The organism is Streptomyces lycii (genome assembly GCF_009735685.1).
Lineage (GTDB): Bacteria > Actinomycetota > Actinomycetes > Streptomycetales > Streptomycetaceae > Streptomyces > Streptomyces lycii.
Map to the genome: position 1 here is coordinate 1 of NZ_WHPN01000245.1, position 22,435 is coordinate 22,435.

General features: G+C 73.3%; 20 protein-coding genes and 1 pseudogene. 12 read left to right on the forward strand and 9 right to left on the reverse strand.

Features of this window, described 5'->3' with window-relative positions; all coding sequences use genetic code 11:
• Positions 1 to 2,631, forward strand: a 2,631-nt coding sequence (locus tag GCU69_RS10140; RefSeq protein WP_235978379.1) for a tetratricopeptide repeat protein, incomplete at its 5' end; no start/stop codon positions are given.
• 866 nt (positions 2,632 to 3,497) lie between these two features.
• Here the strand turns inward: GCU69_RS10140 and GCU69_RS10145 are convergent.
• Both GCU69_RS10145 and mca read right to left on the reverse strand, forming a co-directional pair.
• Positions 3,498 to 3,779: a hypothetical protein gene (locus GCU69_RS10145; protein ID WP_098753716.1), complete on the reverse strand. Its 282-nt coding sequence runs from the start codon at positions 3,777 to 3,779 to the stop codon at positions 3,498 to 3,500.
• A gap of 4 nt (positions 3,780 to 3,783) precedes the next feature.
• The gene (mca, locus tag GCU69_RS10150) at positions 3,784 to 4,656 is read right to left on the reverse strand and encodes a mycothiol conjugate amidase Mca (RefSeq protein ID WP_156205741.1); all 873 of its coding nucleotides are present in this window, start codon (positions 4,654 to 4,656) and stop codon (positions 3,784 to 3,786) included.
• A gap of 117 nt (positions 4,657 to 4,773) precedes the next feature.
• On the opposite strand from mca, the gene GCU69_RS10155 reads away from it, so the two are divergent.
• The gene (locus tag GCU69_RS10155; RefSeq protein ID WP_098753714.1) at positions 4,774 to 5,184 is read left to right on the forward strand and encodes a DUF4307 domain-containing protein; all 411 of its coding nucleotides are present in this window, start codon (positions 4,774 to 4,776) and stop codon (positions 5,182 to 5,184) included.
• Between the two features lie 196 nt (positions 5,185 to 5,380).
• Complete coding sequence (greA, locus tag GCU69_RS10160) at positions 5,381 to 5,878, forward strand: transcription elongation factor GreA (RefSeq protein ID WP_098753713.1); 498 nt, start codon at positions 5,381 to 5,383, stop codon at positions 5,876 to 5,878.
• 172 nt (positions 5,879 to 6,050) lie between these two features.
• Here the strand turns inward: greA and GCU69_RS10165 are convergent, their stop codons facing one another.
• The 3 genes from GCU69_RS10165 to ilvA all read right to left on the reverse strand — a co-directional run bounded on the left by GCU69_RS10165 (position 6,051) and on the right by ilvA (position 9,580).
• On the reverse strand, positions 6,051 to 6,911 hold the full coding sequence (locus GCU69_RS10165; RefSeq protein ID WP_098753712.1) for an ABC transporter permease: 861 nt from the start codon (positions 6,909 to 6,911) through the stop codon (positions 6,051 to 6,053).
• Positions 6,908 to 7,888, reverse strand: coding sequence for an ATP-binding cassette domain-containing protein (locus GCU69_RS10170; protein WP_098753711.1), 981 nt, complete (start codon positions 7,886 to 7,888; stop codon positions 6,908 to 6,910). The genes GCU69_RS10165 and GCU69_RS10170 overlap by 4 nt, the downstream gene beginning before the upstream one ends.
• Positions 7,889 to 8,326: 438 nt before the next feature.
• Positions 8,327 to 9,580, reverse strand: a complete 1,254-nt coding sequence (gene ilvA, locus GCU69_RS10175) for a threonine ammonia-lyase (protein ID WP_098753710.1) — start codon at positions 9,578 to 9,580, stop codon at positions 8,327 to 8,329.
• Between the two features lie 227 nt (positions 9,581 to 9,807).
• Here ilvA and GCU69_RS10180 point away from each other — a divergent pair, with 227 nt between their 5' ends.
• The 3 genes from GCU69_RS10180 (at position 9,808) to GCU69_RS10190 (ending at position 11,172) form a co-directional block, all read left to right on the forward strand.
• Positions 9,808 to 10,344, forward strand: coding sequence for a MarR family winged helix-turn-helix transcriptional regulator (locus GCU69_RS10180; protein WP_176604556.1), 537 nt, complete (start codon positions 9,808 to 9,810; stop codon positions 10,342 to 10,344).
• A 91-nt stretch (positions 10,345 to 10,435) separates the two neighbouring features.
• Positions 10,436 to 10,924, forward strand: a complete 489-nt coding sequence (locus GCU69_RS10185) for a sigma factor-like helix-turn-helix DNA-binding protein (protein WP_235978380.1) — start codon at positions 10,436 to 10,438, stop codon at positions 10,922 to 10,924.
• A complete protein-coding gene (locus tag GCU69_RS10190) occupies positions 10,921 to 11,172 on the forward strand; it encodes a hypothetical protein (protein ID WP_098753708.1) in 252 nt (83 codons plus the stop codon). Before GCU69_RS10185 ends, GCU69_RS10190 begins: the two co-directional genes overlap by 4 nt.
• A gap of 32 nt (positions 11,173 to 11,204) precedes the next feature.
• Here GCU69_RS10190 and GCU69_RS10195 read toward each other — a convergent pair whose 3' ends face one another.
• On the reverse strand, positions 11,205 to 12,368 hold the full coding sequence (locus GCU69_RS10195; protein ID WP_098753707.1) for a cystathionine gamma-synthase: 1,164 nt from the start codon (positions 12,366 to 12,368) through the stop codon (positions 11,205 to 11,207).
• A 210-nt stretch (positions 12,369 to 12,578) separates the two neighbouring features.
• On the opposite strand from GCU69_RS10195, the gene GCU69_RS10200 reads away from it, so the two are divergent.
• Together GCU69_RS10200 and msrA are read left to right on the forward strand one after the other, a co-directional pair.
• Positions 12,579 to 13,691, forward strand: coding sequence for a hypothetical protein (locus tag GCU69_RS10200; protein ID WP_098753706.1), 1,113 nt, complete (start codon positions 12,579 to 12,581; stop codon positions 13,689 to 13,691).
• Positions 13,692 to 13,794: 103 nt separating this feature from the next.
• Positions 13,795 to 14,454, forward strand: coding sequence for a peptide-methionine (S)-S-oxide reductase MsrA (gene msrA / locus GCU69_RS10205; protein ID WP_098753705.1), 660 nt, complete (start codon positions 13,795 to 13,797; stop codon positions 14,452 to 14,454).
• A 241-nt stretch (positions 14,455 to 14,695) separates the two neighbouring features.
• Here the strand turns inward: msrA and GCU69_RS10210 are convergent, their stop codons facing one another.
• Positions 14,696 to 15,547: a hypothetical protein gene (locus GCU69_RS10210; protein WP_156205743.1), complete on the reverse strand. Its 852-nt coding sequence runs from the start codon at positions 15,545 to 15,547 to the stop codon at positions 14,696 to 14,698.
• A gap of 97 nt (positions 15,548 to 15,644) precedes the next feature.
• Between GCU69_RS10210 and GCU69_RS10215 the strand changes: the two genes are divergently transcribed.
• Entirely contained in the window at positions 15,645 to 16,559 is a 915-nt protein-coding gene (locus GCU69_RS10215) for a phosphorothioated DNA-binding restriction endonuclease (RefSeq protein WP_098753704.1), read from the forward strand.
• A gap of 108 nt (positions 16,560 to 16,667) precedes the next feature.
• On the opposite strand, the gene GCU69_RS10220 is transcribed toward GCU69_RS10215, so the two are convergent.
• Complete coding sequence (locus GCU69_RS10220) at positions 16,668 to 17,333, reverse strand: lytic polysaccharide monooxygenase auxiliary activity family 9 protein (protein ID WP_098753703.1); 666 nt, start codon at positions 17,331 to 17,333, stop codon at positions 16,668 to 16,670.
• A 270-nt stretch (positions 17,334 to 17,603) separates the two neighbouring features.
• On the opposite strand from GCU69_RS10220, the gene GCU69_RS10225 reads away from it, so the two are divergent.
• Both GCU69_RS10225 and GCU69_RS10230 read left to right on the forward strand, forming a co-directional pair.
• The gene (locus GCU69_RS10225; protein WP_098753702.1) at positions 17,604 to 18,260 is read left to right on the forward strand and encodes an ATP-dependent Clp protease proteolytic subunit; all 657 of its coding nucleotides are present in this window, start codon (positions 17,604 to 17,606) and stop codon (positions 18,258 to 18,260) included.
• A 2-nt stretch (positions 18,261 to 18,262) separates the two neighbouring features.
• Positions 18,263 to 18,865 carry a ClpP family protease gene (locus GCU69_RS10230; protein WP_098753701.1) on the forward strand — a complete coding sequence of 201 codons (603 nt, stop codon included), beginning with the start codon at positions 18,263 to 18,265 and terminating at the stop codon, positions 18,863 to 18,865.
• Between the two features lie 566 nt (positions 18,866 to 19,431).
• On the opposite strand, the pseudogene GCU69_RS10235 reads toward GCU69_RS10230, so the two are convergent.
• Positions 19,432 to 19,800 (reverse strand): annotated as a pseudogene (locus tag GCU69_RS10235) (helix-turn-helix domain-containing protein); the annotation flags it as partial.
• A 576-nt stretch (positions 19,801 to 20,376) separates the two neighbouring features.
• On the opposite strand from GCU69_RS10235, the gene GCU69_RS10240 reads away from it, so the two are divergent.
• Positions 20,377 to 22,254, forward strand: a complete 1,878-nt coding sequence (locus GCU69_RS10240) for a multicopper oxidase family protein (protein WP_156205746.1) — start codon at positions 20,377 to 20,379, stop codon at positions 22,252 to 22,254.
• The last annotated feature ends 181 nt before the right edge of the window (positions 22,255 to 22,435 follow it).

The following is a 22,435-nucleotide window of genomic DNA, read 5'->3' on the forward strand; positions in this document are numbered from 1 at the left end:
AGGCGGCGCACCGTCCTCCAGCAGTCGTTCAAGCACCTCCCCGACGAAGAGGGGCCGTTCGCGGGCCGCCGGACGCAGTTGCTGCGGATCGCCCAGTGGGTGCACGCCTCCCGGGCGAGCACGGAGACGAAGCCCACCGTCGTCGTGCTGCACGGGCCGCCGGGGTCCGGCCGGACGACGCTCGCGGTGCGGGCGGCGCACCATCTGCGGGACCAGTTCCGCGGGGCCTGCGTGGTCGATCTGCGCGGTGGCTCGGGGGAGCGTCCGCTGCCGGTCCGCGACGCCCTGCTGCATCTGCTCAACCGGCTCGGCGCCCCCCGCGAGCAGCTGCTGTTCCGCGAGCGCTCGTCCCCGGAGAGCCAGCTGGGGCGGCTCGTCGAGCTGTATCACCGGCATGTCCGGGACCTGCCGGTCACCGTCGTCCTCGACGACGCCTCGGACGCCGAGCAGGTCCGCATCCTGCTCCCCGAGCGCTCCGACAGCCTGCTGCTCGTCACCGCGCGGGAGCCGCTCGACCTGCCGCCGGGCCTCCCGGCCCGGGTGCACGAGCTGCCCGTCGAGCCGCTCGACGCCGCGGGCGCCGAGGAACTGCTGCGGCAGTCCGCGGAGACCGTCCCCGAGCCGTACGACGCCCAGGCGGGCGACCGGATCACCGAGCTGTGCGGCGGGCTGCCGCTGGCGCTCCGGGTCGCCGGGTCGTCGCTGGGCGACCGCGCCCCGCGCGAGCTGGCCGAGGCCCTGGAGCAGCAGACCGCGCGGGGACCGGTGGAGCGGGCGATGGCCGTGCGCTGCGCCGACCTGCCCGGCCCCGCCCGGACCCTGCTGCGGCGGCTGTCGCTGGCGGGACGGGCCAGCCTGGGCGCGGGCGCCGCGGCGGCCCTGCTCGCCACCGGTGAGGAGGAGGCCGGCCGGCAGCTGACGGCCCTGGCGCGCGCGGGGTTCGTCGAGCACGTCCGGGCCAGCCGCTACCGGCTGCACGACGTGGTCCGCTCCTTCGCCCGGGAGCGGCTGCTCGCCGAGGAGGAGCCCGCGGAGCGCTCCGCCGCCCAGGAACGGCTGATCCGCAGCTACGCCGAGCTGGCGGACTCGGTGATCCGGCTGGTCGACGGCAAGACCTCCACCCGCGCCGACCAGACCTTCGGGACCGGCACCTTCGGACGTCACGGCTTCACCTCACTGGAGGCGGCGCTGCGCTGGCTGGACGACGAGTCCAGCTTCATCACGGCGGCGCTGCGGCACGCCGAGGACGTCGACCAGTCCGCGGTCCTCCACCTCCTCGGCGCCCTGTGCGACTACTGCCTGCTGCGCGGCGACCTCTACCGGCTGGGCGAGCTGAACGAGCTGACGAAGGCCGCCGACCGCGGGCTGCTGGTGCGGTCCGTGCAGTGGCGCACCGGTGTCGCGGCCCGGCAGCTGGGCGAGCTGGACAAGGCGCGCACGACCCTGACCTCGGTGGTGGACCTGTATTTCGCCGCCGAGCACCCGGCCGGCGCGGCCCGCGCCCTGCGGGACCTCGGCATCACCCTGCACCACCAGGGCAGCCTGCCGGAGGCGGCGGCCAAGCTGCGGGAGGCCGTCTCCATGCAGGCCGGCGACGACTTCGCGGGCGACCGGGCCTGGTCGCTGCACGCCCTGGCCGCGGTCGAGCGCGACCGGGCCAACATCCGGGAAGCGCTGGACCTGCTGCGCACGGCGCTGGAGCTGCACCGGGGCAGCGAGAGCGTGCACGGCCAGGCCTGGGCGCACTTCCAGCTGGGCCAGGTGTATCTGCGGATGGGCCGGGTCACGGACGCCGAGTCCGAGCTCCGCCGCGCCCTCGAGCAGTACGACAGCACCCGCGACGCGCGCGGCGAGGCCTGGGCCCTCACCGAGCTGGCCCGGGCCCGGCTCGTCGCCCGGGGCGACGCGGGGACGGCCGAGGAGGAGCTGCGGCACGCCCTCGCCCGGCACCGGGACAACGAGGACGCCCGCGGCGAGGCCTGGACCCGCTACTACCTCGGCCAGGCCCTGGAGGAGCGGGGCAGGCTGAACGACGCGGTGCGCGAGCTGGAGCGGGCCCGCACCATGTTCAGCCGGATGCGGGACGTCTACGGCCTGGCCTGCGCCCGGCACCACTCGGCCCGGGTCACCCGGGACCAGCGCGCCGCCCAGACCGGGTCGCTGCGCAACAGCGGCTTCGCCCGGCAGCTGCTCCAGGACGCCCGGCAGGACTTCCACCGGGTGGGCGTGCCGCACGGCGAGGCGTGGTCCTGCACGGAGCTGGCGGTGATCGACGCCGGGAACGGCCGGCCGGAGCAGGCCCTTGAGCTGGCCGACGAGGCGGCGCGGCTCTTCGAGAGCTACGGCGACCGCCGAGGCGCCGACTGGGCCCGCTTCCTGCGCTGCACGCTGCTGCCGTTCGCGTCACCGGGCGGCTCGGTCGTCGGCTCGGCGGTGGCCCAGGAGGAGCTGGCGGCCCTCGTCAGGGAGGGGCATCCGGCCCGGGACAGCAAGCTGGACGACTGCGCCGAGGCGTTCGGCCTGATCCTGGAGCGCGGGGTGACACCGGAGACGGGCTGGCAGGCGTGGCAGCTGGGCATGGTCCCGACCCGGCACTCCCGGGAGGTGATGGGCACGGCTGTGGACGCGTGACAGCCGCGGCACGGGCCCGCCGCCGGGCCGGACGGGGGGCGAGGGACGGGGGGACGGGGACCATCGGACGGGGGGGACGGCCGGATGGGGGCCCGGATGTCCGCGTCGGCCGGGCGTAGAGGCCCGGGGCGTCCGAAGATGCCGACGAGCCGGAGGAGGGACGGGGGGACCATCGGAGGGGGAGGGACGGCCGGATGGGGGCCGGATATCCGCGTCGGCGGGCGCGGAGGCCCGGGGCGTCCGGAGACGCCGGCGGGCCGGAACCCCGTACGCCTGCCCGGCCGCACCGCTGACGCTCCCGGCCGCCGGGGCCCAACGGGTAGGGCTGCCGCGGACGACGCGTACGGACGGCCACCGCGGCCGCAGGTGACGCGTACGGACGGCCACCCCGGCCGCACGCGCGACGCACACGGCCGCCCGGAGCCCGCACGGGCAGGGCTGCCGCGGACGACGTGTACGGACGGCCTCCCCGAGCCCCCACGGGTACGGCTGCCGCCCCGCCACCAGGCAATGGCCACGACCGCACCCGCGCCCGGGGACGACCGCGACCGGGACCGGGACCGGCCGTGCCCCGGACGTCTCGCAGCCACGGCCCGCACGAAGGCCACGGAAGAACGCCCCCCGGCACGGACTGACCCGCGCCGCGCCACAGCCCCGGCCCTGGCAGGGCTCCGCGCCGTGGCGCGGATCAGCCCCGTGACCGGGATCGGTCCCGGGCGCGAATCAGTCCCGTGGTGCGGATCGGTCCCGCATCGGGAATCAGCCCCGTGGCGCGGATCAACCCCGCAGCGGGGGTCAGTCCCGTGGCACGGATCGGTTCCCTACGGGGGATCGGTCCCGTGACCGGGAGCAGTCCCGGGCGGGGATCAGTCCCGCTGTGCCGGTCCGGAGGCTCGGGAGGCCGTGGCCTCCGGAGTCTCCTTGGCCACCCGCTCACCCGCTCCCGCCGCGGCCGGCTGCTCCTCGAAGTCGATCTTCGTGAACTGCTTGTTCATGTTCTTCATCAGCAACCACACCGCCCCGCCGATCAGCGCGAAGACGATGAATCCGAGGACGCCCGGGGTGACCTTGTTCTCGTCCAGCTCCTTGGCGAGCGGCACGAGCCGGGTCACGGCCAGGTCCAGATGGGTGGCGTTGGCGATCGTCATGCGGTCAATTCTCCCGGATGCCCGCGAAGAGGTCGTCCTCGGGGAGGGAGGTTTCGACGAGCGACTTCGCGAGCTCGTATTCCTCGGTCGGCCAGACCTCCTGCTGGATGTCCATCGGCACCCGGAACCAGCCGCCGTCGGGGTCGATCTGCGTGGCGTGCGCGATCAGCGCCTTGTCGCGGACGGGGTAGAAGTCGGCGCAGGGCACATAGGTGGTGAGGGTGCGCTCCTTGCGGTTGAACTCCTTCCACCGCTCCAGCCACTCGCCGTACGGGGACTCCATGCCGCGCGAGATCAGGGCCTCGTGCAGCGCGACGGTGCGCTCCTTGTTGAAGCCCTGGTTGTAGTAGATCTTCTGGGGCTGCCAGGGCTCGCCCGCCTCCGGGTACCTCTCCGGGTCACCGGCGGCGTCGAAGGCCACCATGGAGATCTTGTGGGTCATGATGTGGTCGGGGTGCGGGTAGCCGCCGTTCTCGTCGTACGTGGTGATCACGTGCGGCTTGAACTCGCGGATCAGCTTCACCAGCGCCCCCGCGGCCTCGTCCACGTCCTGGAGGGCGAAGCAGCCCTCGGGCAGCGGCGGCAGCGGGTCGCCCTCCGGCAGCCCGGAGTCGACGAAGCCCAGCCAGGCCTGCTTCACGCCCAGGATCTGGCGCGCCTCGTCCATCTCCTTGGCGCGCACCTCGTGGATGTGCTCCTCGATGTAGGGATCACCCTGGAGCTTGGGGTTGAGGATGGAGCCGCGCTCCCCGCCTGTGCAGGTCGCGACCAGCACGTCCACCCCCTCGGACACGTACTTCGCCATGGTCGCGGCGCCCTTGCTCGACTCGTCGTCGGGGTGGGCGTGTACCGCCATCAAACGCAGTTGCTCGGTCAAGACTCGATCCTCGGTCACTGGGTCTCGGCCCCCTCCTCCGTCCGGAAGAGGCGCCTTCTATAGTGACCGAAGCAGGGGCCGATTCATTCCACGGCCCGGCATCCGGAAGGAACGGCCATGACAGTGACGCGCGAGAGCCCGGCCGGCGCGCGGTACGGCCGCCCGGCCGACGGCCGCGCGGACCGCAGGCTGAAGATCCTCGGCGTGGTCCTGGGCGCGGCGATGCTGGGCGTGATCGGCTGGTTCGGCTTCTCCTACGTGGCGGGCCAGGACGTCAGCGGTGAGCTGATCAAGTTCAAGGTGGTCTCCGACGAGACCGTCGAGGCGCATCTGGAGGTCCGCAAGGACCCGGGCGCCGCGGGTGTCTGCACGGTCCGCTCGCTGTCCGAGTCGGGCGCCGAGGTGGGTTGGAAGGACATCCGCTTCGACGAGCCGGAGGCGCGCGTGGACAAGGTCGCGACCGTCCGCACCACCGAGCGCGCCACGGCGCTGGAGCTGGTCGGCTGCCAGCCCGCCGACGGCGGCTGAGCCGCGCCGGGCCCGGTCCCCGCACCGTCCGGCCGCGCTCCCGGCGGAGCGGCGGCCCCCGTGCGGACGGCTTCGGAGTTTTACTCCTCCCCCTTTTCCGCCGGAATTGTTAGGCTCGTGGTTTCGCCCACCCGTGAAGGCGCAATCTTCTGGGTAGGGCGTTGCTTTGTATTCCCAGCACGGACGAGGAGCACCTGTGACCCAGACCAGCGACAACGTCACCTGGCTCACCCAGGGGGCGTACGACCAGCTCAAGGCGGAGCTGGAGTACCTGTCGGGTCCCGCGCGTACCGAGATCGCCAAGAAGATCGAGGCGGCCCGGGAAGAGGGTGACCTGCGGGAGAACGGCGGTTACCACGCGGCCAAGGAGGAGCAGGGTAAGCAGGAGCTGCGCGTGCGGCAGCTGACCCAGCTGCTCCAGCACGCGAAGGTCGGTGAGACCCCGCCCGACGACGGCGTGGTGGAGCCGGGCATGGTCGTCACCATCGCCTTCGACGGCGACCCGGACGACACGACCACGTTCCTCCTCGCCTCCCGCGAGTACGCCAGCGGGGACATCGAGACCTACTCCCCGCAGTCCCCGCTGGGCACCGGCGTCAACGGCAAGAGGGTCGGTGACGTCGCGGAGTACGAGCTGCCGAACGGCAAGATGGCCTCGGTGAAGGTCCTGGAGGCCAAGCCGTACAAGGGCTGACCCGACCGGCCCGGCGGCCCGGCCGCCCGGCCCGGGCAGCCCCCACCACACGCGGAAGACCCCCGGCGCGCCGCGCCGGGGGTCTCGTCGTGCGAAAGCGGTTCTCCGGGGCTCTTGAACCGGCCTGTTCCGGAGCCGCGCCACTCCGTAACCGGCCGGCTCCGGAAGGTGCTCAGACGGTCGCCGAGCGGTACTTGCGCACCGCGAGCGTCCGGAAGACCGCGATGATCACCACCGACCAGAGGAGCGAGGCCAGCACCGGGTGCTGCATCGGCCAGGCGTCCGCCACGGGATAGCCCTGCGGGAGGTTCCCGAACAGCTCGCGGCACGCCTGGACGGTCGCGCTGAACGGGTTCCACTCGGCGATGTGCCGCAGCAGGGTCGGCATGTTGTCGGACGGCACGAAGGCGTTCGAGATGAACGTCAGCGGGAAGAGCCAGATCAGCCCGCCCGAGGTGGCCGCCTCCGGGGTGCGCACGGAGAGTCCGATCAGTGCGCCGATCCAGGAGAAGGCGTAGCCGAGGAACAGCAGCAGGGCGAAGCCCGCCAGCATCTTGAGGATGCCCTCGTGGATCCGCCAGCCGACGAGGAGGGCGACCAGGGCGAGGACGACGATGGTGAGCGCGGTCTGCACCAGGTCGGCCAGGGTCCGTCCGGTGAGTACCGCGCCGCGGGCCATCGGCAGCGACCGGAACCGGTCGATGAGGCCCTTGTGCATGTCGTCGGCGATCCCCGCGCCCGCGCCGGCCGTGGCGAAGGTGACGGTCTGGGCGAAGATGCCCGCCATCAGGAACTCGCGGTACAGGTCCGAGCTGACATCGCCGCCGACGCTGATGGAGCCGCCGAAGACATAGCTGAACAGCACCACGAACATGATCGGCTGGATCAGCCCGAAGATGATCATTTCCGGGATGCGCAGCATCCGGATGAGGTTGCGCTTGGCGACGACCAGGGAGTCCCGCACGGACTGGCCGATGCCCCCGCGCGCCCGGGGGGCGGCGGTCCTGGTCGCCGTACCGGCAGCGGTGCTCACTTGGCAGCCTCCTCGGGCCGGCCGGGCTCCTCTTCGCCCTCGGCGGCATGGCCGGTGAGCGAGATGAAGACGTCGTCAAGGGTGGGGCGGCGCAGACCGATGTCGTCGATCTCGACGCCGCGGGAGTCGAGTTCGCGGATCACCTCGGCGAGCAGCTTGGCCCCGCCGGTGACCGGGACGGTGATCCGGCGGGTGTGGTCGTCGAGGCTGACCTCTCCCTTGCCGAAGCCGCGCAGCACCTCGGTGGCGACGGTCAGCTGGTCCCGCTCGTGCACCACGACCTCGACGCGTTCGCCGCCGGTACGGGACTTGAGCTGGTCGGAGGTGCCGCGGGCGATGACCTTGCCGTGGTCGACCACGCAGATGTCGTGGGCGAGCTGGTCGGCCTCCTCGAGATACTGCGTGGTGAGGAGCAGGGTGGTGCCTCCGGCGACCAGCTCCTGGATGATGCCCCAGAGCTGCTGCCGGTTGCGCGGGTCGAGCCCGGTGGTCGGCTCGTCCATGAACATCACGGGCGGGCTGACGACCAGGGCGGCCGCCAGGTCGAGCCGGCGCCGCATGCCGCCGGAGTAGGTCTTCGCGGGCCGGTCGCCCGCCTCGCTGAGGTTGAAGCGCTCCAGCAGTTCGGTCGCGCGGGTCTTCGCGTCGCGTCCGCTCATCTGGTACAGCTGGCCGACCATCTGGAGGTTCTCACGTCCGGTGAGGTACTCGTCGACGGCGGCGAACTGGCCGGAGAGGCCGATGGAGCGGCGGACCTCGTTGGGATTCTTGAGGACGTCGATGCCCGCCACGACAGCCTTGCCGCTGTCGGGCCGCAGCAGTGTCGTCAGGACACGCACCGCGGTGGTCTTGCCGGCGCCGTTCGGCCCGAGCAGGCCGAGCACCGTGCCTTCGGGCACGTCGAGGTCGACGCCGTCCAGAGCCCTCACATCGCCGAAGGTCTTGACCAGACCTTCGGCGTAAATGGCGCCTGGCATGGGATTCTCCCGGTGTTATGGGTGTTCCTTGTGAAATTTACGTCGGCGCGCGAGGCGCCGCAGTGCTTGCCCGGCGTGCCGGGTCCCGGCGCCCCGGGCCCCCCGGACGCGCCGCGCCCGGTGCCCGGCGTGCCGGGCGCCCGGTGTGGTGCCGAGCGGCCGCGTGCCGTTCGCCCGGCACGCCGCTCGCCCGGCGCGCCGAACGCCCGGTGTGCCGGACTCCCCCGCCCCCGGACACACGATGTATCGGGTGTCACGACAGCCGGCGCACGCGCACGCCCGGTCGCCCGGTGCGCACGCCCGCCGGCCCGCCGGTTCCCCCCGGGGACGACGGCGAGAGCAGCACCGTACCGCACTCGCGATATGTCGCGATACTGTTTCGCGTAAGCCGGTCCCCGGCCAGGCGGCCGGGAAGTCGTACCGGACCGGCCGGAACGGTCACGACAGAACGGTGTAGCCCGCTCCCCGCAGCGCCTCCCGCACCTCGGAGCAGTGCTCCGGCCCCTTGGTCTCCAGCCTCAGCTCCACTTCCGCCTCGGTGAGCCCGAGCCGCGGGTCGGTCCGGGCGTGGCTGACGTCCAGAACATTGGCATCCGCCTCTGACAACGCCCCCAGCAGCATCGCCAGCGACCCCGGCCGGTCCGTGAGCCGCAGCCGCAGCGACAGGAAGCGCCCGGACGCCGCCATGCCGTGCCGCAGGATGTGCTGCATCAGCAGCGGATCGACGTTCCCCCCGGACAGCACCGCCACGACCGGTCCCTCGAAGGATCCCGGGTCCGACATCAGCGCCGCCACCGGACTCGCCCCGGCCGGTTCCACCACCAGCTTCGCCCGTTCCAGGCACAGCAGCAGCGCACCCGCGAGCGCGTCCTCGGAGACGGTACGGACCTCGTCCAGAAGATCGCCAATGATTTTGAACGGCACGTCCCCGGGCCGCCCGACCTTGATCCCGTCCGCCATGGTCGTCACCGAGTCCAGCGCCACCGGATGCCCTGCCGACAGCGAGGGCGGATACGCCGCCGCGCCCACCGCCTGCACCCCCACCACCTTCACGTCCGGCCGCAGCGTCTTGACCGCCAGCGCGATGCCCGCCGCCAGCCCGCCGCCGCCCATCCCGACGACGATGGTGCGCACCTCCGGGCACTGCTCCAGGATCTCCAGCCCGACGGTGCCCTGCCCGATCACGATGTCCGGGTGGTCGAACGGATGGATGAAGACGGCGCCCGTCTCGGCGGCGTACTCCTGCGCGGCGGTCAGCGTCTCGTCGACGACCTGTCCGTGCAGCCGTACCTCGGCGCCGTACTCCCTGGTCGCGGCGACCTTCGGCAGCGGCGCGCCGACCGGCATGAACACCGTCGACCGCACCCCCAGCAGCGAGGCCGCGAGCGCCACGCCCTGCGCGTGGTTCCCGGCGCTGGCCGCGACCACGCCCGAGGCGCGCTGCTCCGCGGACAGGCCCGCGATGCGCACGTACGCGCCGCGCACCTTGAAGGAGCCGGTGCGCTGCAGGTTCTCGCACTTGAAGTGCACGGGCGCGCCGACCAGCTCGGTCAGGTGCCTGCTGCCCTCCAGGGCCGTGGTCCGGGCCACTCCGGACAGCATCTTGTGCGCGGCGCGCACGTCGTCGACGGTGATCGAGGGCAGGGCGGCGGACTTGTGGTCCGCGTCGTCGCCGTGGGTAGCAGCAGCCATGCCGCCAAGTCTCCCAGTTCCCACCCGTCACCGGCGTACGGCGGGCCACGGCGCGCGGCAGGGCCGGCCGTACTCCGGGCCGCGGCACGGCGGCGCCCGCCCGGGTGCCGGGCCCGCCGTTCCGGGCCCGCCGCGGTGGCCGGTTCCGCTCCGCAGCGCTACGGTTCCGGGCCCGGCCGCGTAATCTGTGGCCGTCCTATCGACCCTCCACGAAGCGAGCCCAGGCCATGCCCACGACACCGGACATGACGACTCTCCTCCAAGGCGGCGGTCTCCTCGACGATCTCCAGCACCAGGTCGCGGTCTTCGCCCGGCGCGCGGAGCAGACCCGGCTCGGCGGCGTCGGCCAGGTGCGCAACTCGATGGACCGCGCCGCGTATCTGCTGCTCAACCGGCTCGACGTGGAAGGCCCCATGGGGGTCAAGGCGCTGGCCGCCGGCATGGGCATCGACTCCTCGACCGTCACCCGGCAGGTCGCGCCGCTCGTCGACACCGGGCTGGTGAAGCGGACCTCGCACCCCGACGACGGCCGCGCGGTGGTCCTCGAACTCTCCCAGCGCGGCCAGGCCCGCCTCGACGAGGTGCGCTCCTCCCGGCGCGAACTGATGGCGCTGCTCACCGAGGGCTGGACCCAGGAGGAGCGGGAGTCGTTCTGCACGCTGCTGACCCGCTTCAACGGCGCCCTCTCCGAGCGCCAGTCGGCGGGCCAGCCCCCCTCCGGTGCCGGTCCCGGGGAGCCGGAGAGCGAAGCCACGGCCTCCTGAAACGACCGTCCCCGCGCCCGCCCGGGCCGGTGCCGTCCGGCCTCTTGACCGGGCCCCGCCGCTGCCGTCCCATGGAGGCACAGGAGGCGCGGTGCGAAGACGGCGAGCGATGCGTGACCACCGCCGTGCCGGGGAGTTCGAGGCGTTCGTCGCAGGCGCGGCAGGCCGGCTGCTGCACACGGCGACACTCCTCACCGCGGACCCGGACACGGCCGAGCGGCTGCTGACGGCCGCCCTCGCCCGTACGTACGCCGACTGGGACCGGCTGCGCGGCGAGGACCCGTACGACTACGCCCGCCAGGATCTCGCCGCCCGCTTCGCCCGCACCGCCTGGCGCCGCCGCCGGCCCCGCGGCGGCGTGCTCGCCCGGCTGACCCCGCAGGAGCGGCTGGTGCTGGTGCTCCGGCTGTACGAGGGCGTGGAGGAGGAGCAGACCGCCGCCCAGCTCGGGCTCCCCGCCGACCGGGTCCGCGCCATCTGCCTGCGCTCGGTGACCGCCCTCCGCTCGCGCGCCCCCTCCCCCGTCCCGCCCAGGATGCCGCGCCGTCCGCTCGGTGCCCGCGCGGAGCCTGCGCCGTGAGTCTCCCGGACCGCAAGGAGGCGGAGGTGCGGCGGCTGCTGGCGGGGCCGCATCCGCCGGTGCCCCCGGACCTGGCCGCGCGGGCGGCGGCCCGGGGACGGCGGACGCTGGCCTTCCGGCGCGGCGCGCACACGGTGTTCGCGGCGCTGGCCGGGGCCGCGCTGATCGCCTTCCTGGTGTGGCTGCTGGTGACCCAGCCCTGGGTGCCGCCGCCCGCGGAGACCACACCGCCGATGGAGGCCTGGTGAGCGGGCGGCCGCGCCGGGCGGCGGCCGGAGGCTCAGCCCAGCGCCTGCGCGAGGTCCGCCAGCAGGTCGTCGACCGCCTCGATGCCGACGGACAGCCGCACCAGGTCCTCCGGCACCTCCAGCGCCGAACCGGCCGCCGAGGCGTGCGTCATCCGCCCCGGGTGCTCGATCAGTGACTCGACGCCGCCCAGCGACTCCCCGAGGGTGAACAGCTTCGCGCGGTTGCACACGTCGACCGCCGCCTGCTCGCCGCCCGCGACCCGGAAGGACACCATGCCGCCGAAGCTCCGCATCTGCTTGGCGGCCGTCTCGTGCCCCGGGTGCTCCGCCAGGCCCGGGTAGTAGACCTGTGCGACCTTCGGGTGCGCGGTGAGCAGCTCGGCCACGCGTTCGGCGTTGGCGCTGTGCCGGTCCATCCGCACGGCGAGCGTCTTGATGCCGCGCATCACCAGCCAGGAGTCGAACGGGCCCGCGATGGCGCCCATCGCGTTCTGGTGGAAGACCAGTTCCTCGGCGAGCGCGTCGTCGTTCGCCACCAGCGCGCCGCCGACCACGTCGGAGTGCCCGCCCATGTACTTCGTCGTCGAGTGCACGACGACGTCCGCGCCCAGCGCCAGCGGCTGCTGGAGGTAGGGGCTGGCGAAGGTGTTGTCGACGACGAGCCGCGCCCCGGCGCCGCGGGCGACGTCCGCGACCGCCGCGATGTCGGTGATGCCGAGCAGCGGGTTCGACGGGGTCTCCACCCAGACGACCTTCGTCCGGGGTGTGAGCGCGGCCCGTACCGCCGCCGGGTCGGAGGAGTGGGCGACCGACCACTCGACGCCCCACCGCTCCACGACTTTGGCGAACAGCCGGAAGGTGCCGCCGTAGGCGTCGTCGGGGATGACGACGTGGTCGCCGGGTGACAGCAGGGTGCGCAGCAGGCAGTCCTCGGCGGCCAGCCCGGACGCGAAGGCCAGGCCGCGGCGGCCGCCTTCGAGCGCCGCGAGGTTCTCCTCCAGCGCGGTGCGGGTCGGGTTCGCGCTGCGGCTGTACTCGTAGCCGCCGCGCAGACCGCCCACACCGTCCTGCTTGTACGTCGACACCTGGTGGATCGGCGGTACGACGGCACCGGTGGCGGCGTCCGGCTCCTGTCCCGCGTGAATGGCAAGGGTCTCGAAGCTCGTGGCTCCGCGCTGCTGGTGCTGGTCGCTCATGGGCCCGAGAGTAGTACCAGGAAGGCGCGCGCCCGGAACTCCGCGCGCCACCGGGCGGCAGGGGGGTCCGGGAACGGTGCGCGGGGCGCGACAATGGGTACGCGCGCCCCCACAGCCGCACGGCCCGACCTCCGTGTGGCGCCGGGGACCCGCACCACACATCCGTACACCCGAACATCCGTACACCCGACCCACGACACAGGACCGCTGATGGAGCTACTGATCATTCTGCTCGGCATCGTCATGATCGGCGCCGTCCTGATCGTGCCCGGAGCCCGGCGCGTGCGCGCGGGCCGGCAGGCGGTGCGCGGCCACAGCAGCGCGATCGACCCGCAGGCCTACGGCTTCACCCCGCACGAGCAGCTCGACGTCCGGCTGCCCGGGCCGGACCGGGAGCTGGCCGGCGTCCTCGACGAGCTGCGGCGCACCCAGGACTGGCACCCGGCCGCCCAGCTGCTGGCCCTCACCACCGACCAGCCCGAGCTGCGCTGGCAGCGCGTGCAGACGCTCGCCGGGGCGGCGGCGCACGAGCTGGCCGAGGCGCCGGGCGAGGGCGGCAAGTGGCTGCGGGCCTGGCGCGTGGAGGACCCGAAGGAGGCCGGCGGCGCGGTGGTGCACGCCGAGTTCCTGGTCCGCCAGGCGGCGCAGACCGCCGCCGTGTCCGGGGCCGGCACCGACGAGCACCGGATCATCCTGGAGGAGGCCCGCTCGGTGTGCGCCGACGCCGCGCTGCTGGCACCGGGCGACCCGACCCCGTACATCGTCGAACTGGCGATCGCGCGCGGGCTGAACTACCGGCGCGCCGACTTCGAGGAGCTGTGGAGCACCGTCACCGCGCGCGCCCCGCACCACATGGGCGCGCACCTGGCGGCGCTGCACTACTGGTGCGAGAAGTGGCACGGCTCGCAGAACGAGGCCGACGCCTTCGCCCAGCGGGCGGCCGCCTCCGCCCCGGAGCAGAGCCTCCTGCCGGCACTGCCGCTCTTCGCGGTCTTCGAGCACCTGCCCGACGTCAACATGGTCCGCGGGCTCTACCAGAGCGACGTCGTCGTGAAGGCCCTGGAGGGTGCCCTGTACGCGGCCCGCACCGCCCCGCCCGGCCACCCGGTCCTGCCGCACGTGCGCCACCTGCTGGTCTGGTTCCTGGTCCGTGCCGAGCGCTACGCGGACGCGATGGAGCAGCTGGCCCGGGTGGACGGCCATGTGGGCGCGGTCCCGTGGTCGTACGGCGAGGACCCGGCGGCGGAGTACGCCGCGTACCGCGCGCTGGCGGTCGCGGGCTGGGAACAGGCGGGCGGCAGCCCGGCGACGATGCCGCGCTGACCGCGCGTTCCGCCGGCCCCGCACGCGAGCCGGGCCGGCGGAATGCCCGGACCCCGCCGGGCGTTCTTCCACAGGACCCCTAGCCGAGGAGCAGCAACCGAAGATGTTCTGGAACCGCACACCCCAGCTGCCCGCCCCCGAAGAGGCACTCAAGGGCCGCCCCGAGCGCACGTTCCCGGTCCCGGACCGGCACACGGTGCTCGGCAACCCGCTGCTCGGCCCGTACCCCGAGGGCCTGGAGACCGCGGACTTCGGCCTCGGCTGCTTCTGGGGCGCCGAGCGCAAGTTCTGGCAGACGGAGGGCGTCTGGACCACCCTGGCCGGATACCAGGGCGGGCACACACCGAACCCGTCCTACGAAGAGGTGTGCAGCGGGCTCACGGGCCACACGGAGGCGGTCCGCGTCGTGTTCGACCCGGCGGTCGTCCCGTACGCCGACCTGCTGAAGGTCTTCTGGGAGTCGCACGACCCCACGCAGGGGTTCCGCCAGGGCAACGACGTCGGCACCCAGTACCGCTCGGCGGTCTACACCCACTCCCCCGCGCAGCTGGCGGCCGCGGAGGCGTCCCGCGAGGCGTACCAGCAGGTGCTGGCGCGGGCGGGCCACGGCGAGATCACCACCGAGATCCTCCCGGCGGAGGGCCGTCCGTTCTACCCGGCCGAGGCGTACCACCAGCAGTACCTGGACAAGAACCCGGGAGGCTACTGCGGCATCGGCGGGACGGGCGTCTCCTGCCCGATCGGCGTGGCACCGGCGGAGTGAGGCCCGGAGCGGGCCGGATCCGGCCGTCCGGGCAGCATGGAGCGCAACCGCCGGTCCTCATGCGCATGCACAGGGGCACGGGGAGGGCGGCGGGTTTCGCCCGCGGCCCCTTTCCGGCTGTGCGGCCTCTCTCCGTCCGTGCGGCCTCTTTCCGTCCGTGCGGCCTCTTTCCGTCCGTGCGGCGTCCTCCGTCCGTGCGGCCCCGTTCCGGGCCGTGCGGCGTCCCAGGACTGGCGCGCGGTCACGTCGTCGCCGGGATCATCTTGTAATGGAGACGGAGTACGGCGGCCGACCACAGGAGAAGCACGTGGTCGGTGCGCAGCGTTCCCTCACTGTCGGCGAAGACGCGAAACGTCTCGTGGACCGGAATGCGGGCGGCATGGGCGCCGCCGCGGTGCTCGACCACCACATAGGCGCCGTTGTCCCCGAAGGCCCCGGCGGGAGAGGTCAGGGCCAGCGCGCCGTCCGGCAGGACGCTCGGGCGCAGAAAGACCTGGACGTTGCCCGCCTCAAGGGGAAATGCCACGTGGACGCTCGGCTGCCCGGAGCGCGGCAGCAGCCGGGTTGAATAGCACCCGCTGTAGACGTGCCCGCCCGTCGCCCGCAGTTTCCGTATCCATCCAGCGGCCCGCTGTTCGCCGTCAGCTCCCACGATCGCGGCCACCCTGCTGTCCATGCCACGGGCGACGTCAAGTGGCCGCATGGGCAACGCGAGTTGTTGCACCCGGCGCCCGAAGAGCCGCGAGACGATCTCACCACCGGGCCGGAACAGCGGGCTCCACTGAGTCCACACCTCCAGACGCCAGTTGGACGTGTGCTCGTAGAAGTCACGTATCTCCGGCCGCAGGCCGGCGGCCCTGAAGTCCGGCCCGTCGAGCCGCGACATGTCCGGGAGCAGCCCCCCGCCGTCCTGCTCCACGACCGTGCCGCCGTGCGCCGCCGCGGCCGCGCGGAGCCAGCCGTCGCCGACGGTCTGCGCGTCGTGCACGGGGGCCGCCAGCCACCGGTGTTCACCCGCCAGGTCGACGGGGCGGCCCCTGACCCGCCAGAACGCCCGGGTGGAACGGTCCAGCCACGGCAGGAACGAACTCATGCGACCCAGCATGTCAGGTGCTTGCCGCCGCATCGCCGACGGCGTCGGACCGCCGCACCGCGGACCGCTGTCGGTGCCGCGTTCTACAGTCCCTGCCATGGACTGGACGGAGCGAGTCGGTCACCTGCGCCAGTGGAACCGGGGCGGTGAACGGGCACCGCACAAGCCACTGCTGCTGCTGTACGCGCTGGGACGGTTCCAGCGGCGCCCCGGGGAACCGCTGCGGTACTCCGACATCGAGCGGGACCTGAGCGACCTGCTCCAGGACTACGGCCCGCCGCGCCGGACCTCGCCCGCGTATCCGTTCCACCATCTCGCCGGCGACGGCGTCTGGGAAGTGCGCACGAACCACGGCACGGGCAGTCCCGGCACGGGAGTCCGGGCGCTGCGCGAGAGCGAGGCGGAGGGACGCCTGGTGCCCGCACTCCGCGCGGCGCTCGCCGAGGAGCCCGCGCTCCTGGGGCGGCTGGCACACCTGCTGCTGGACACCCACTTCCCGCCGTCCCTGCACGCGGACATCGCGGAGGCGGCCGGGCTCGATCTCGAACTCGCCGACAGGGCAGGGGCGGTGGGCACCGCGGTCGCGGCGCGGACCCGGCAGCGCGCCGCCGAGCTGCGCAGGAGCGTGCTGACCGCGTACGAACACCGCTGCGCGTTCTGCGGCTTCGACGGGGCCCTCGGCAGGATCCCGGTCGCGCTGGAGGCGGCGCATGTCCGGTGGTGGGCGTTCAGCGGGCCCGACGAACTCTCCAACGCGCTGTGCCTGTGCTCCCTGCACCACAAGCTGTTCGACCGGGGCGTGCTCGGCCTGGACCGGGACCGGCGGATCACGGTCTCCCGGGAGTTCACCGGCCGGGGCACGGCGGCCCGCCGCCAGGTGCTCGACCTGACCGGCCGGGAGCTGACCGGGCCGCAGGCGGGCAGCGCCGAGGTGGCCCCGGAGCACATCGGCTGGCACACGGGCCAGGTGTTCCGCGGCGAGGCCCGTACGCCCGAGCCGTCCCGGGTCTGAGGACGCCGAGAGCCGGACACCGGACGGCGAGCACCGACCCCGCCGGGCGTGGAGCGCCCGGCGGGGTCGTCGTGCGTATGCGTACGGGGCCGCGCCCCGCGTGCCGGCTCAGCCGAAGTTCACATCACTACAGATGTAGTACGACTGGTCCGCGTGCGAGGCCTGCCAGATCGTGTAGACCACGTGGTGCCCGCTGCGCCCCGAGGTGCTGACGTCGACCGGCATCATCGAGCTGGGCGGAATACTGCCGGTCTCGGCGACCAGTTCCAGATCGTCCCAGCCCAGCGCCTCGGTGGCCGGGTCGTATCCCTGCTTCGAGACGTAGACCAGGAGATAGTCGGCACCGTGCATCGCCTGGTCCTGCAACTGGACCGTGAAGTCGTCACCGACGTCCGTCGTCTTCCACGCCCCCGGGGTGTCCATCGCCGCGTAGCGGCCGTCCCCGGTCAGGCCCGCGCTGCACAGCTGACCGTCGGGGACGGCGCCCCGGTGGTCACCCGCCACACCCTCGCGATAGAGGCCGTTCCAGTTCCACATCGCGTTGGTGTCGTGCTGCCACGCCTGCCAGCACATGGGGTCTTCCTGTTCCATGGCCGGGTTCTGGAAGTCGTCGCCCCAACGCTCCCAGCAGCCGTAGTTGCGCGACGCCGGATCGATGACCGAGCCGTGCGCCGCCGCGGTGTCGGCCCACGGGAGCAGACAGAGCAGCGCCGCGGCCAGCACGGCGAGGGCGTGCAGCGGCCGGCGAGTTCTTACAGGTTCATGCCAATTCATGGTGCGATCTCCGCCTTTCGGCTGACGAGAGGGAGCGCTCCCACGGTAGCGATGTGCTCACCTTGCGGCATAGGGGTGCGCGACCGGTGTCGTACTCCGGACCCGCCCGCCGGCACGGCGCACCGAGCCTCTCCCGGGTCTCGCTCTGCCCTGGGCAGATCTGCTGCGGGCCGAGAAAACCCATGTCACGGGCCCGGTGGGCGAAGAGTGGAGGGACGGGCGCCGCGTCCGCAGCCGCCCGCACGACTCCGCTTCGACCCAGGAGGACCGATGTCGACACTCATCACCGGCCGAAGGCCCGCCGGGCGCGCACCACGGGCGTCCGAGGGCGACACCCCCGCGACCCGGTTCGACGACCATCTCGCCGAGCAGCTGCTGAACCAGCGCATCGTCTTCCTCGGCACCCAGGTCGACGAGATCTCCGCGAACCGGGTCTGCGCGCAGATGCTGCTGCTCTCGGCGGAGGACCCGCGCACCGACATCGCCCTGTACATCAACAGCCCGGGCGGCTCGGTCACCGCAGGCCTCGCGATCTACGACACGATGCGGCTGATCCCCAACGACGTGTCCACCCTCGCCATGGGATTCGCCGCCAGCATGGGCCAGTTCCTGCTCACCGTCGGGGCCCGCGGCAAGCGGCACGCCCTGCCGAACGCGCGGATCATGATGCACCAGCCGTCGGCGGGCATCGGCGGCACCACCGCCGACATCGCGATCCAGGCCGAGAACCTCGAGTTCACCAAGAAGGCCATCGAGCGGATCACCGCCGAGCACACCGGCCAGAGCGAGGAGACGATCTCCCGCGACGGCGACCGCGACCGGTGGTTCACCGCCGAGCAGGCCCAGGAGTACGGCATGGTCGACCGCGTCGTCACCTCTCTGGACGACGTCCGGCCGGCCGGTTCCCGGCGACGGATCGGACTGTAGACATGAGCCAGTACACGATTCCCAGCGTCGTCGAGCGCACCGCGCAGGGCGAGCGCTCCTACGACGTCTACAGCCGGCTGCTGGCCGAGCGGATCATCTTCCTCGGCACCGAGATCGACGACGGCGTCGCCAACGTCGTCATCGCCCAGCTCCTCCACCTGGAGGCGGCGAACCCGGAGCGGGAGATCTCCATCTACATCAACTCCCCGGGCGGCTCGTTCACCTCGCTCATGGCCATCTACGACACGATGACCTTCGTGGGCTCGCCGATCTCGACGTTCTGCGTCGGGCAGGCGGCCTCCACCGCCGCGGTGCTGCTGGCCGGGGGCGACCCGGGGCGGCGGCTGATCCTGGAGCACGCCCGGGTACTCCTGGGGCAGCCCGCCACCGGTGGCCGGCAGGGCACCGTGTCCGACCTCAGCCTGGCGGCGAAGGAGATGCTCCGGATCCGCTCCCAGGTGGAGGAGGTGCTCGCCCGGCACACCCGCCACGACGTCGCGACCCTGCGCGCGGACATGGACCGCGACAAGGTGTTCACGGCGGAAGAGGCGGTGGAGTACGGACTCGCCGACGAGGTGCTCAGCCGGCGGCTCGCGCCGGTCTGAGATCAGGCGGCGAGCCGCACGTCCCCCTGCCGGTGCGCGGCCCGGGGAGCGGGCCGGCGGGCACTCAGCTCCCCGATCGCGGTGACCTTGCCGACCGCGGCAACCGTGCCGTCCGCGGCGTCCACGGTCTCCACCACGTCCCCGGCAGCCACGCCGTCCGTGGTGCCCGTCGGGTCTCCAGGGCCGGAACCGGAACCGGAAGCAGAACCGGAAGCGAAACCGGTGCCGGTGCCGGTGCCGGAGCCGGAGCCGGTGGCGGTTCCCGAGCCGGCGGCGGTGCCGATGACGTGGCTGCCGACGGCGGCGCGCGCGGTGGCCGCAGCACTGGCGGTGGCCGCAGCACGGCCGGTGACGGCGGCGCGGCCCGTGGCCGGTTCGGGCTCCGGACCCACCGCGGGCTCCGGACCCACCGCGGGCTCGACGCTCTCCGTGAACTCGGCGCCCTCCGCGGGCTCGGGGAGCAGTTCGCGCTCGGGCGCCGGCTCGTGCCCGGGAAGCAGCGCGGGCTCCGGTACGCGCTCCGGGGCCCGCCCGCGTCCCGCGAACAGCGCGCGCCCGGGGCCTCCGGCCGGCGCCGTACGGCGGGCGGCTCCGCGTTCGCCGGGCACCGGGCGGCCGGTGCCCGAGCGGCGGACGATCTCCCCGTACCCCAGGGCCAGCAGATCGGCCAGGCCCAGCCCGAGCGCCCGGGCGGCGGCCGCCAATACCTCGGACGAGGCCTCCTTTCGGCCCCGCTCCACCTCGGAGAGATACGGCATCGAGATCCGCGCCGCGTCCGCGACCTCCTTGAGCGTGCGTTCCTGGGCGAGGCGTTCGCGGCGCAGAACGTCACCGAGGACGTCCCGCCAGAGCGGTTCCCTGGCCGGGGGCGCCGGGGCCACCGGGGCCGGACGCAGCGGGACGACGCGGGCTCGGTTCGGCGCGTGGCTGCTCATCCCCTCAGGGTAGGAGCGCGGCGCCGGGCCGCCAGGGAGTTGCGTTCCGCCTCGCGCGAACGGCGGCCCCACCGGGCCCGCACGGGCCCCCGGCCCCCGGCCCCACGAACCCACGAGCAGCCGCGGGCAACCGCGCAGGCGCGGGCAGCCGCTGCCCATGCGGCCTCCCGCGGGCCGCGGTTCCGGGCCCCGGCACCGCGGGCCGGACCCCGGGAGAAGGCCCCCGCACCGGCGGCCGGCCACGCCCCCGCACCGGAAGCAGAATGTCCGGTTCCTGTCGTTCCCGCCTGCCGCTTCCAGTGCTTTTCAGCCCTTTCTCGCGACATCGCCGATGTTCTCCGGGACTGCCGTGACGGGTGGGGACACCAGGTCGGGCGTGTCGCCCCGGCCCACCGGAAGGTTTTCGGTCATGGCCGGAAGGGGGTGACGGCCAGTGGAGGCGTCCGGCCCGGCACCGCGGTGGTGCGACGCTGAAAGGGAAGCTGCCGCCGAGATCGGTCGGCGGCACGGGGGACCAACGGGGGTTGGACCGTGTCCGACATCATTCTGGAAAGGCCCGTACCGGAGAACGAGCACGTGGCGTTCGCGGGGGGAACGGACGTACACGAGGAGCAGACGGCGGCCGGGGCACGCCGCGCGGCCGACGCCGCACCGGCCGGGGGACTCACTCCGTATCTCGACCCGCTGCGGGTGCCGCCGACGGTGCGCCCGCGGCCGGCGGCCGGCGGCGGCCCCGACGAGATCGAGGTCGGTCTCCGGGCCACCTGGGTCCGGATGCACTCGCAGATGCCGCCGACGCTCGTCTGGGCGTACGACGGCCACTACCCGGGTCCGACGTTCGAGGTCGAGAGCGGGCAGCGGATCCGGGTCGCCTGGGCGAACCGCATCACCGGCCGCTACCCGGTGACCGCCGGGGACGCCCCGCTGCTGGCCGACGGGGTGCCGTCCAGCGCCGTCCCGGGCCGCGGCGCGGACTTCACCGAGGAGAAGGACGTCGCCGACCTGCCCGCCTGGACGGTCACGCATCTGCACGGCGCGGCCACCGGCGGCGGCAACGACGGCTGGGCGGAGAACGCCGTCGGCTACGGCGAGACGCAGCTCTCGGAGTATCCGAACGAGCACCGGGCGACGGCGTGGTGGTATCACGACCACGCCATGAACATCACCCGGTGGAACGTCTACGCGGGCCTCGCCGGTTCGTATCTGATCCGGGACGACGAGGAGCGGGCGCTCAACCTCCCCCGCGGGGAGTACGAGATCCCGCTGACGCTGTCCGACCGCAACTTCGAGGTGGACCCGGAGGGCCGGCCGACGGGCGAACTGCTGCACAAGGTGCGGCGGCTGCCCACCCCGAACGAGGAGAGCGGCGAGTTCGTCACGCTGCCGTTCACCGGGCCGTACACCCTGGTCAACGGGGTGGTGTGGCCGCATCTCGACGTCGAGGCCCGCTGGTACCGCTTCCGGCTGCTCAACGCCTCCAACGCGCGCATCTTCGATCTCGTGCTGATCGACGAGGACGGCCGGCCCGTCACCGACGCGATCCAGCAGATCGGCTCCGACGGCGGCCTGCTGCCGCGCCCGGTGCCGGTCGACTTCGGGGACGCGCTGCCCCGGCTGCGGGTGGCGCCGGCCGAGCGGATGGACCTGCTGGTCGACTTCCGCGCGCTGCGCGGCAAGCGGGTCCGGCTGGTCAACGCGCCGGCGGGCACGGTACCGGGCGAGCCCGCGGGCGATGTGCCGTTCCCGCAGGTGATGGAGTTCCGCGTGGGCCGGCTGCCGGTGCGCGACCGGTTCGTGCTGCCGGGCGTGGTCTCGCCGTCGTTCCGGCGGCTCTCGCACGACACCCCGCACGGCCACCGGCTGATCGTCCTCACGCCGACCCAGACCAGGGGCGGCAGGGGCCACGCGGAGATCTGGGAGATGGCGGAGGTCACGGACGGCTCCGTGCAGCCGCCCGCGGACGGCGTCATCCAGGTGACGGACGACAAGGGAACCACCCGGACGTACCGGCGGATCTCCCGTACGTTCGACGACGCGCTGGGCATCAAGGTCCACCACGGCGACCACGAGCAGTGGAGCTTCCTCAACCTCAGCGGCATCGAACACCCGATGCACATCCATCTGACGGACTTCCAGCTGATGGGCCGGGACCCGTATCTCGTCGACGGCTTCGATCCCGCCCTCGGCGGCACCCGCAGCCCCGTCGCGTACAACACGGACCCGGCGGCCGCGATCCCGCTCGCCCCCAACGAGCAGGCGTGGAAGGACGTCTACCGGGTCCCGGGGCCGCAGATGCTGCGGGTCATGGCCCGGCTGGCGGGCGCGCACGGGCGCTTCATGTACCACTGCCATCTGCTGGAGCACGAGGACATGGGCATGATGCGGCCGTTCACGGTGATGCCGCCCGAGGTCATGAAGTTCGACCACGGGCAGCCGGGACACGGCGGCCACTGAGCGCCCCGGCGGCCGCCCCGGGCCGGCCGCCGCGTACCCCCGTCCGGCGCGGCAGGAGGGGGGTACGGCTGCGCGGCGGCACCGGAAGCGGATACGGACTGCCCGGCCGGCCCGGACTCCTGAGTAGCCGTACTCAGGCCCGGGCCACTCCTCCTCGTTACGTTGGGTCACACCGAACCTG

Bases quoted from the DNA above. Each gene is read 5' to 3' on its own strand.
- GCU69_RS10145 (WP_098753716.1), bottom strand. From the start codon at position 3,779: ATGACGATCGCCAACGCCACCCATCTGGACCTGGCCGTGACCCGGCTC.
- GCU69_RS10155 (WP_098753714.1), top strand. From the start codon at position 4,774: ATGACAGTGACGCGCGAGAGCCCGGCCGGCGCGCGGTACGGCCGCCCG.
- GCU69_RS10170 (WP_098753711.1), bottom strand. From the start codon at position 7,888: ATGCCAGGCGCCATTTACGCCGAAGGTCTGGTCAAGACCTTCGGCGAT.
- ilvA (WP_098753710.1), bottom strand. From the start codon at position 9,580: ATGGCTGCTGCTACCCACGGCGACGACGCGGACCACAAGTCCGCCGCC.
- GCU69_RS10180 (WP_176604556.1), top strand. From the start codon at position 9,808: ATGCCCACGACACCGGACATGACGACTCTCCTCCAAGGCGGCGGTCTC.
- GCU69_RS10195 (WP_098753707.1), bottom strand. From the start codon at position 12,368: ATGAGCGACCAGCACCAGCAGCGCGGAGCCACGAGCTTCGAGACCCTT.
- GCU69_RS10200 (WP_098753706.1), top strand. From the start codon at position 12,579: ATGGAGCTACTGATCATTCTGCTCGGCATCGTCATGATCGGCGCCGTC.
- msrA (WP_098753705.1), top strand. From the start codon at position 13,795: ATGTTCTGGAACCGCACACCCCAGCTGCCCGCCCCCGAAGAGGCACTC.
- GCU69_RS10210 (WP_156205743.1), bottom strand. From the start codon at position 15,547: ATGAGTTCGTTCCTGCCGTGGCTGGACCGTTCCACCCGGGCGTTCTGG.
- GCU69_RS10215 (WP_098753704.1), top strand. From the start codon at position 15,645: ATGGACTGGACGGAGCGAGTCGGTCACCTGCGCCAGTGGAACCGGGGC.
- GCU69_RS10220 (WP_098753703.1), bottom strand. From the start codon at position 17,333: ATGAATTGGCATGAACCTGTAAGAACTCGCCGGCCGCTGCACGCCCTC.
- GCU69_RS10225 (WP_098753702.1), top strand. From the start codon at position 17,604: ATGTCGACACTCATCACCGGCCGAAGGCCCGCCGGGCGCGCACCACGG.
- GCU69_RS10230 (WP_098753701.1), top strand. From the start codon at position 18,263: ATGAGCCAGTACACGATTCCCAGCGTCGTCGAGCGCACCGCGCAGGGC.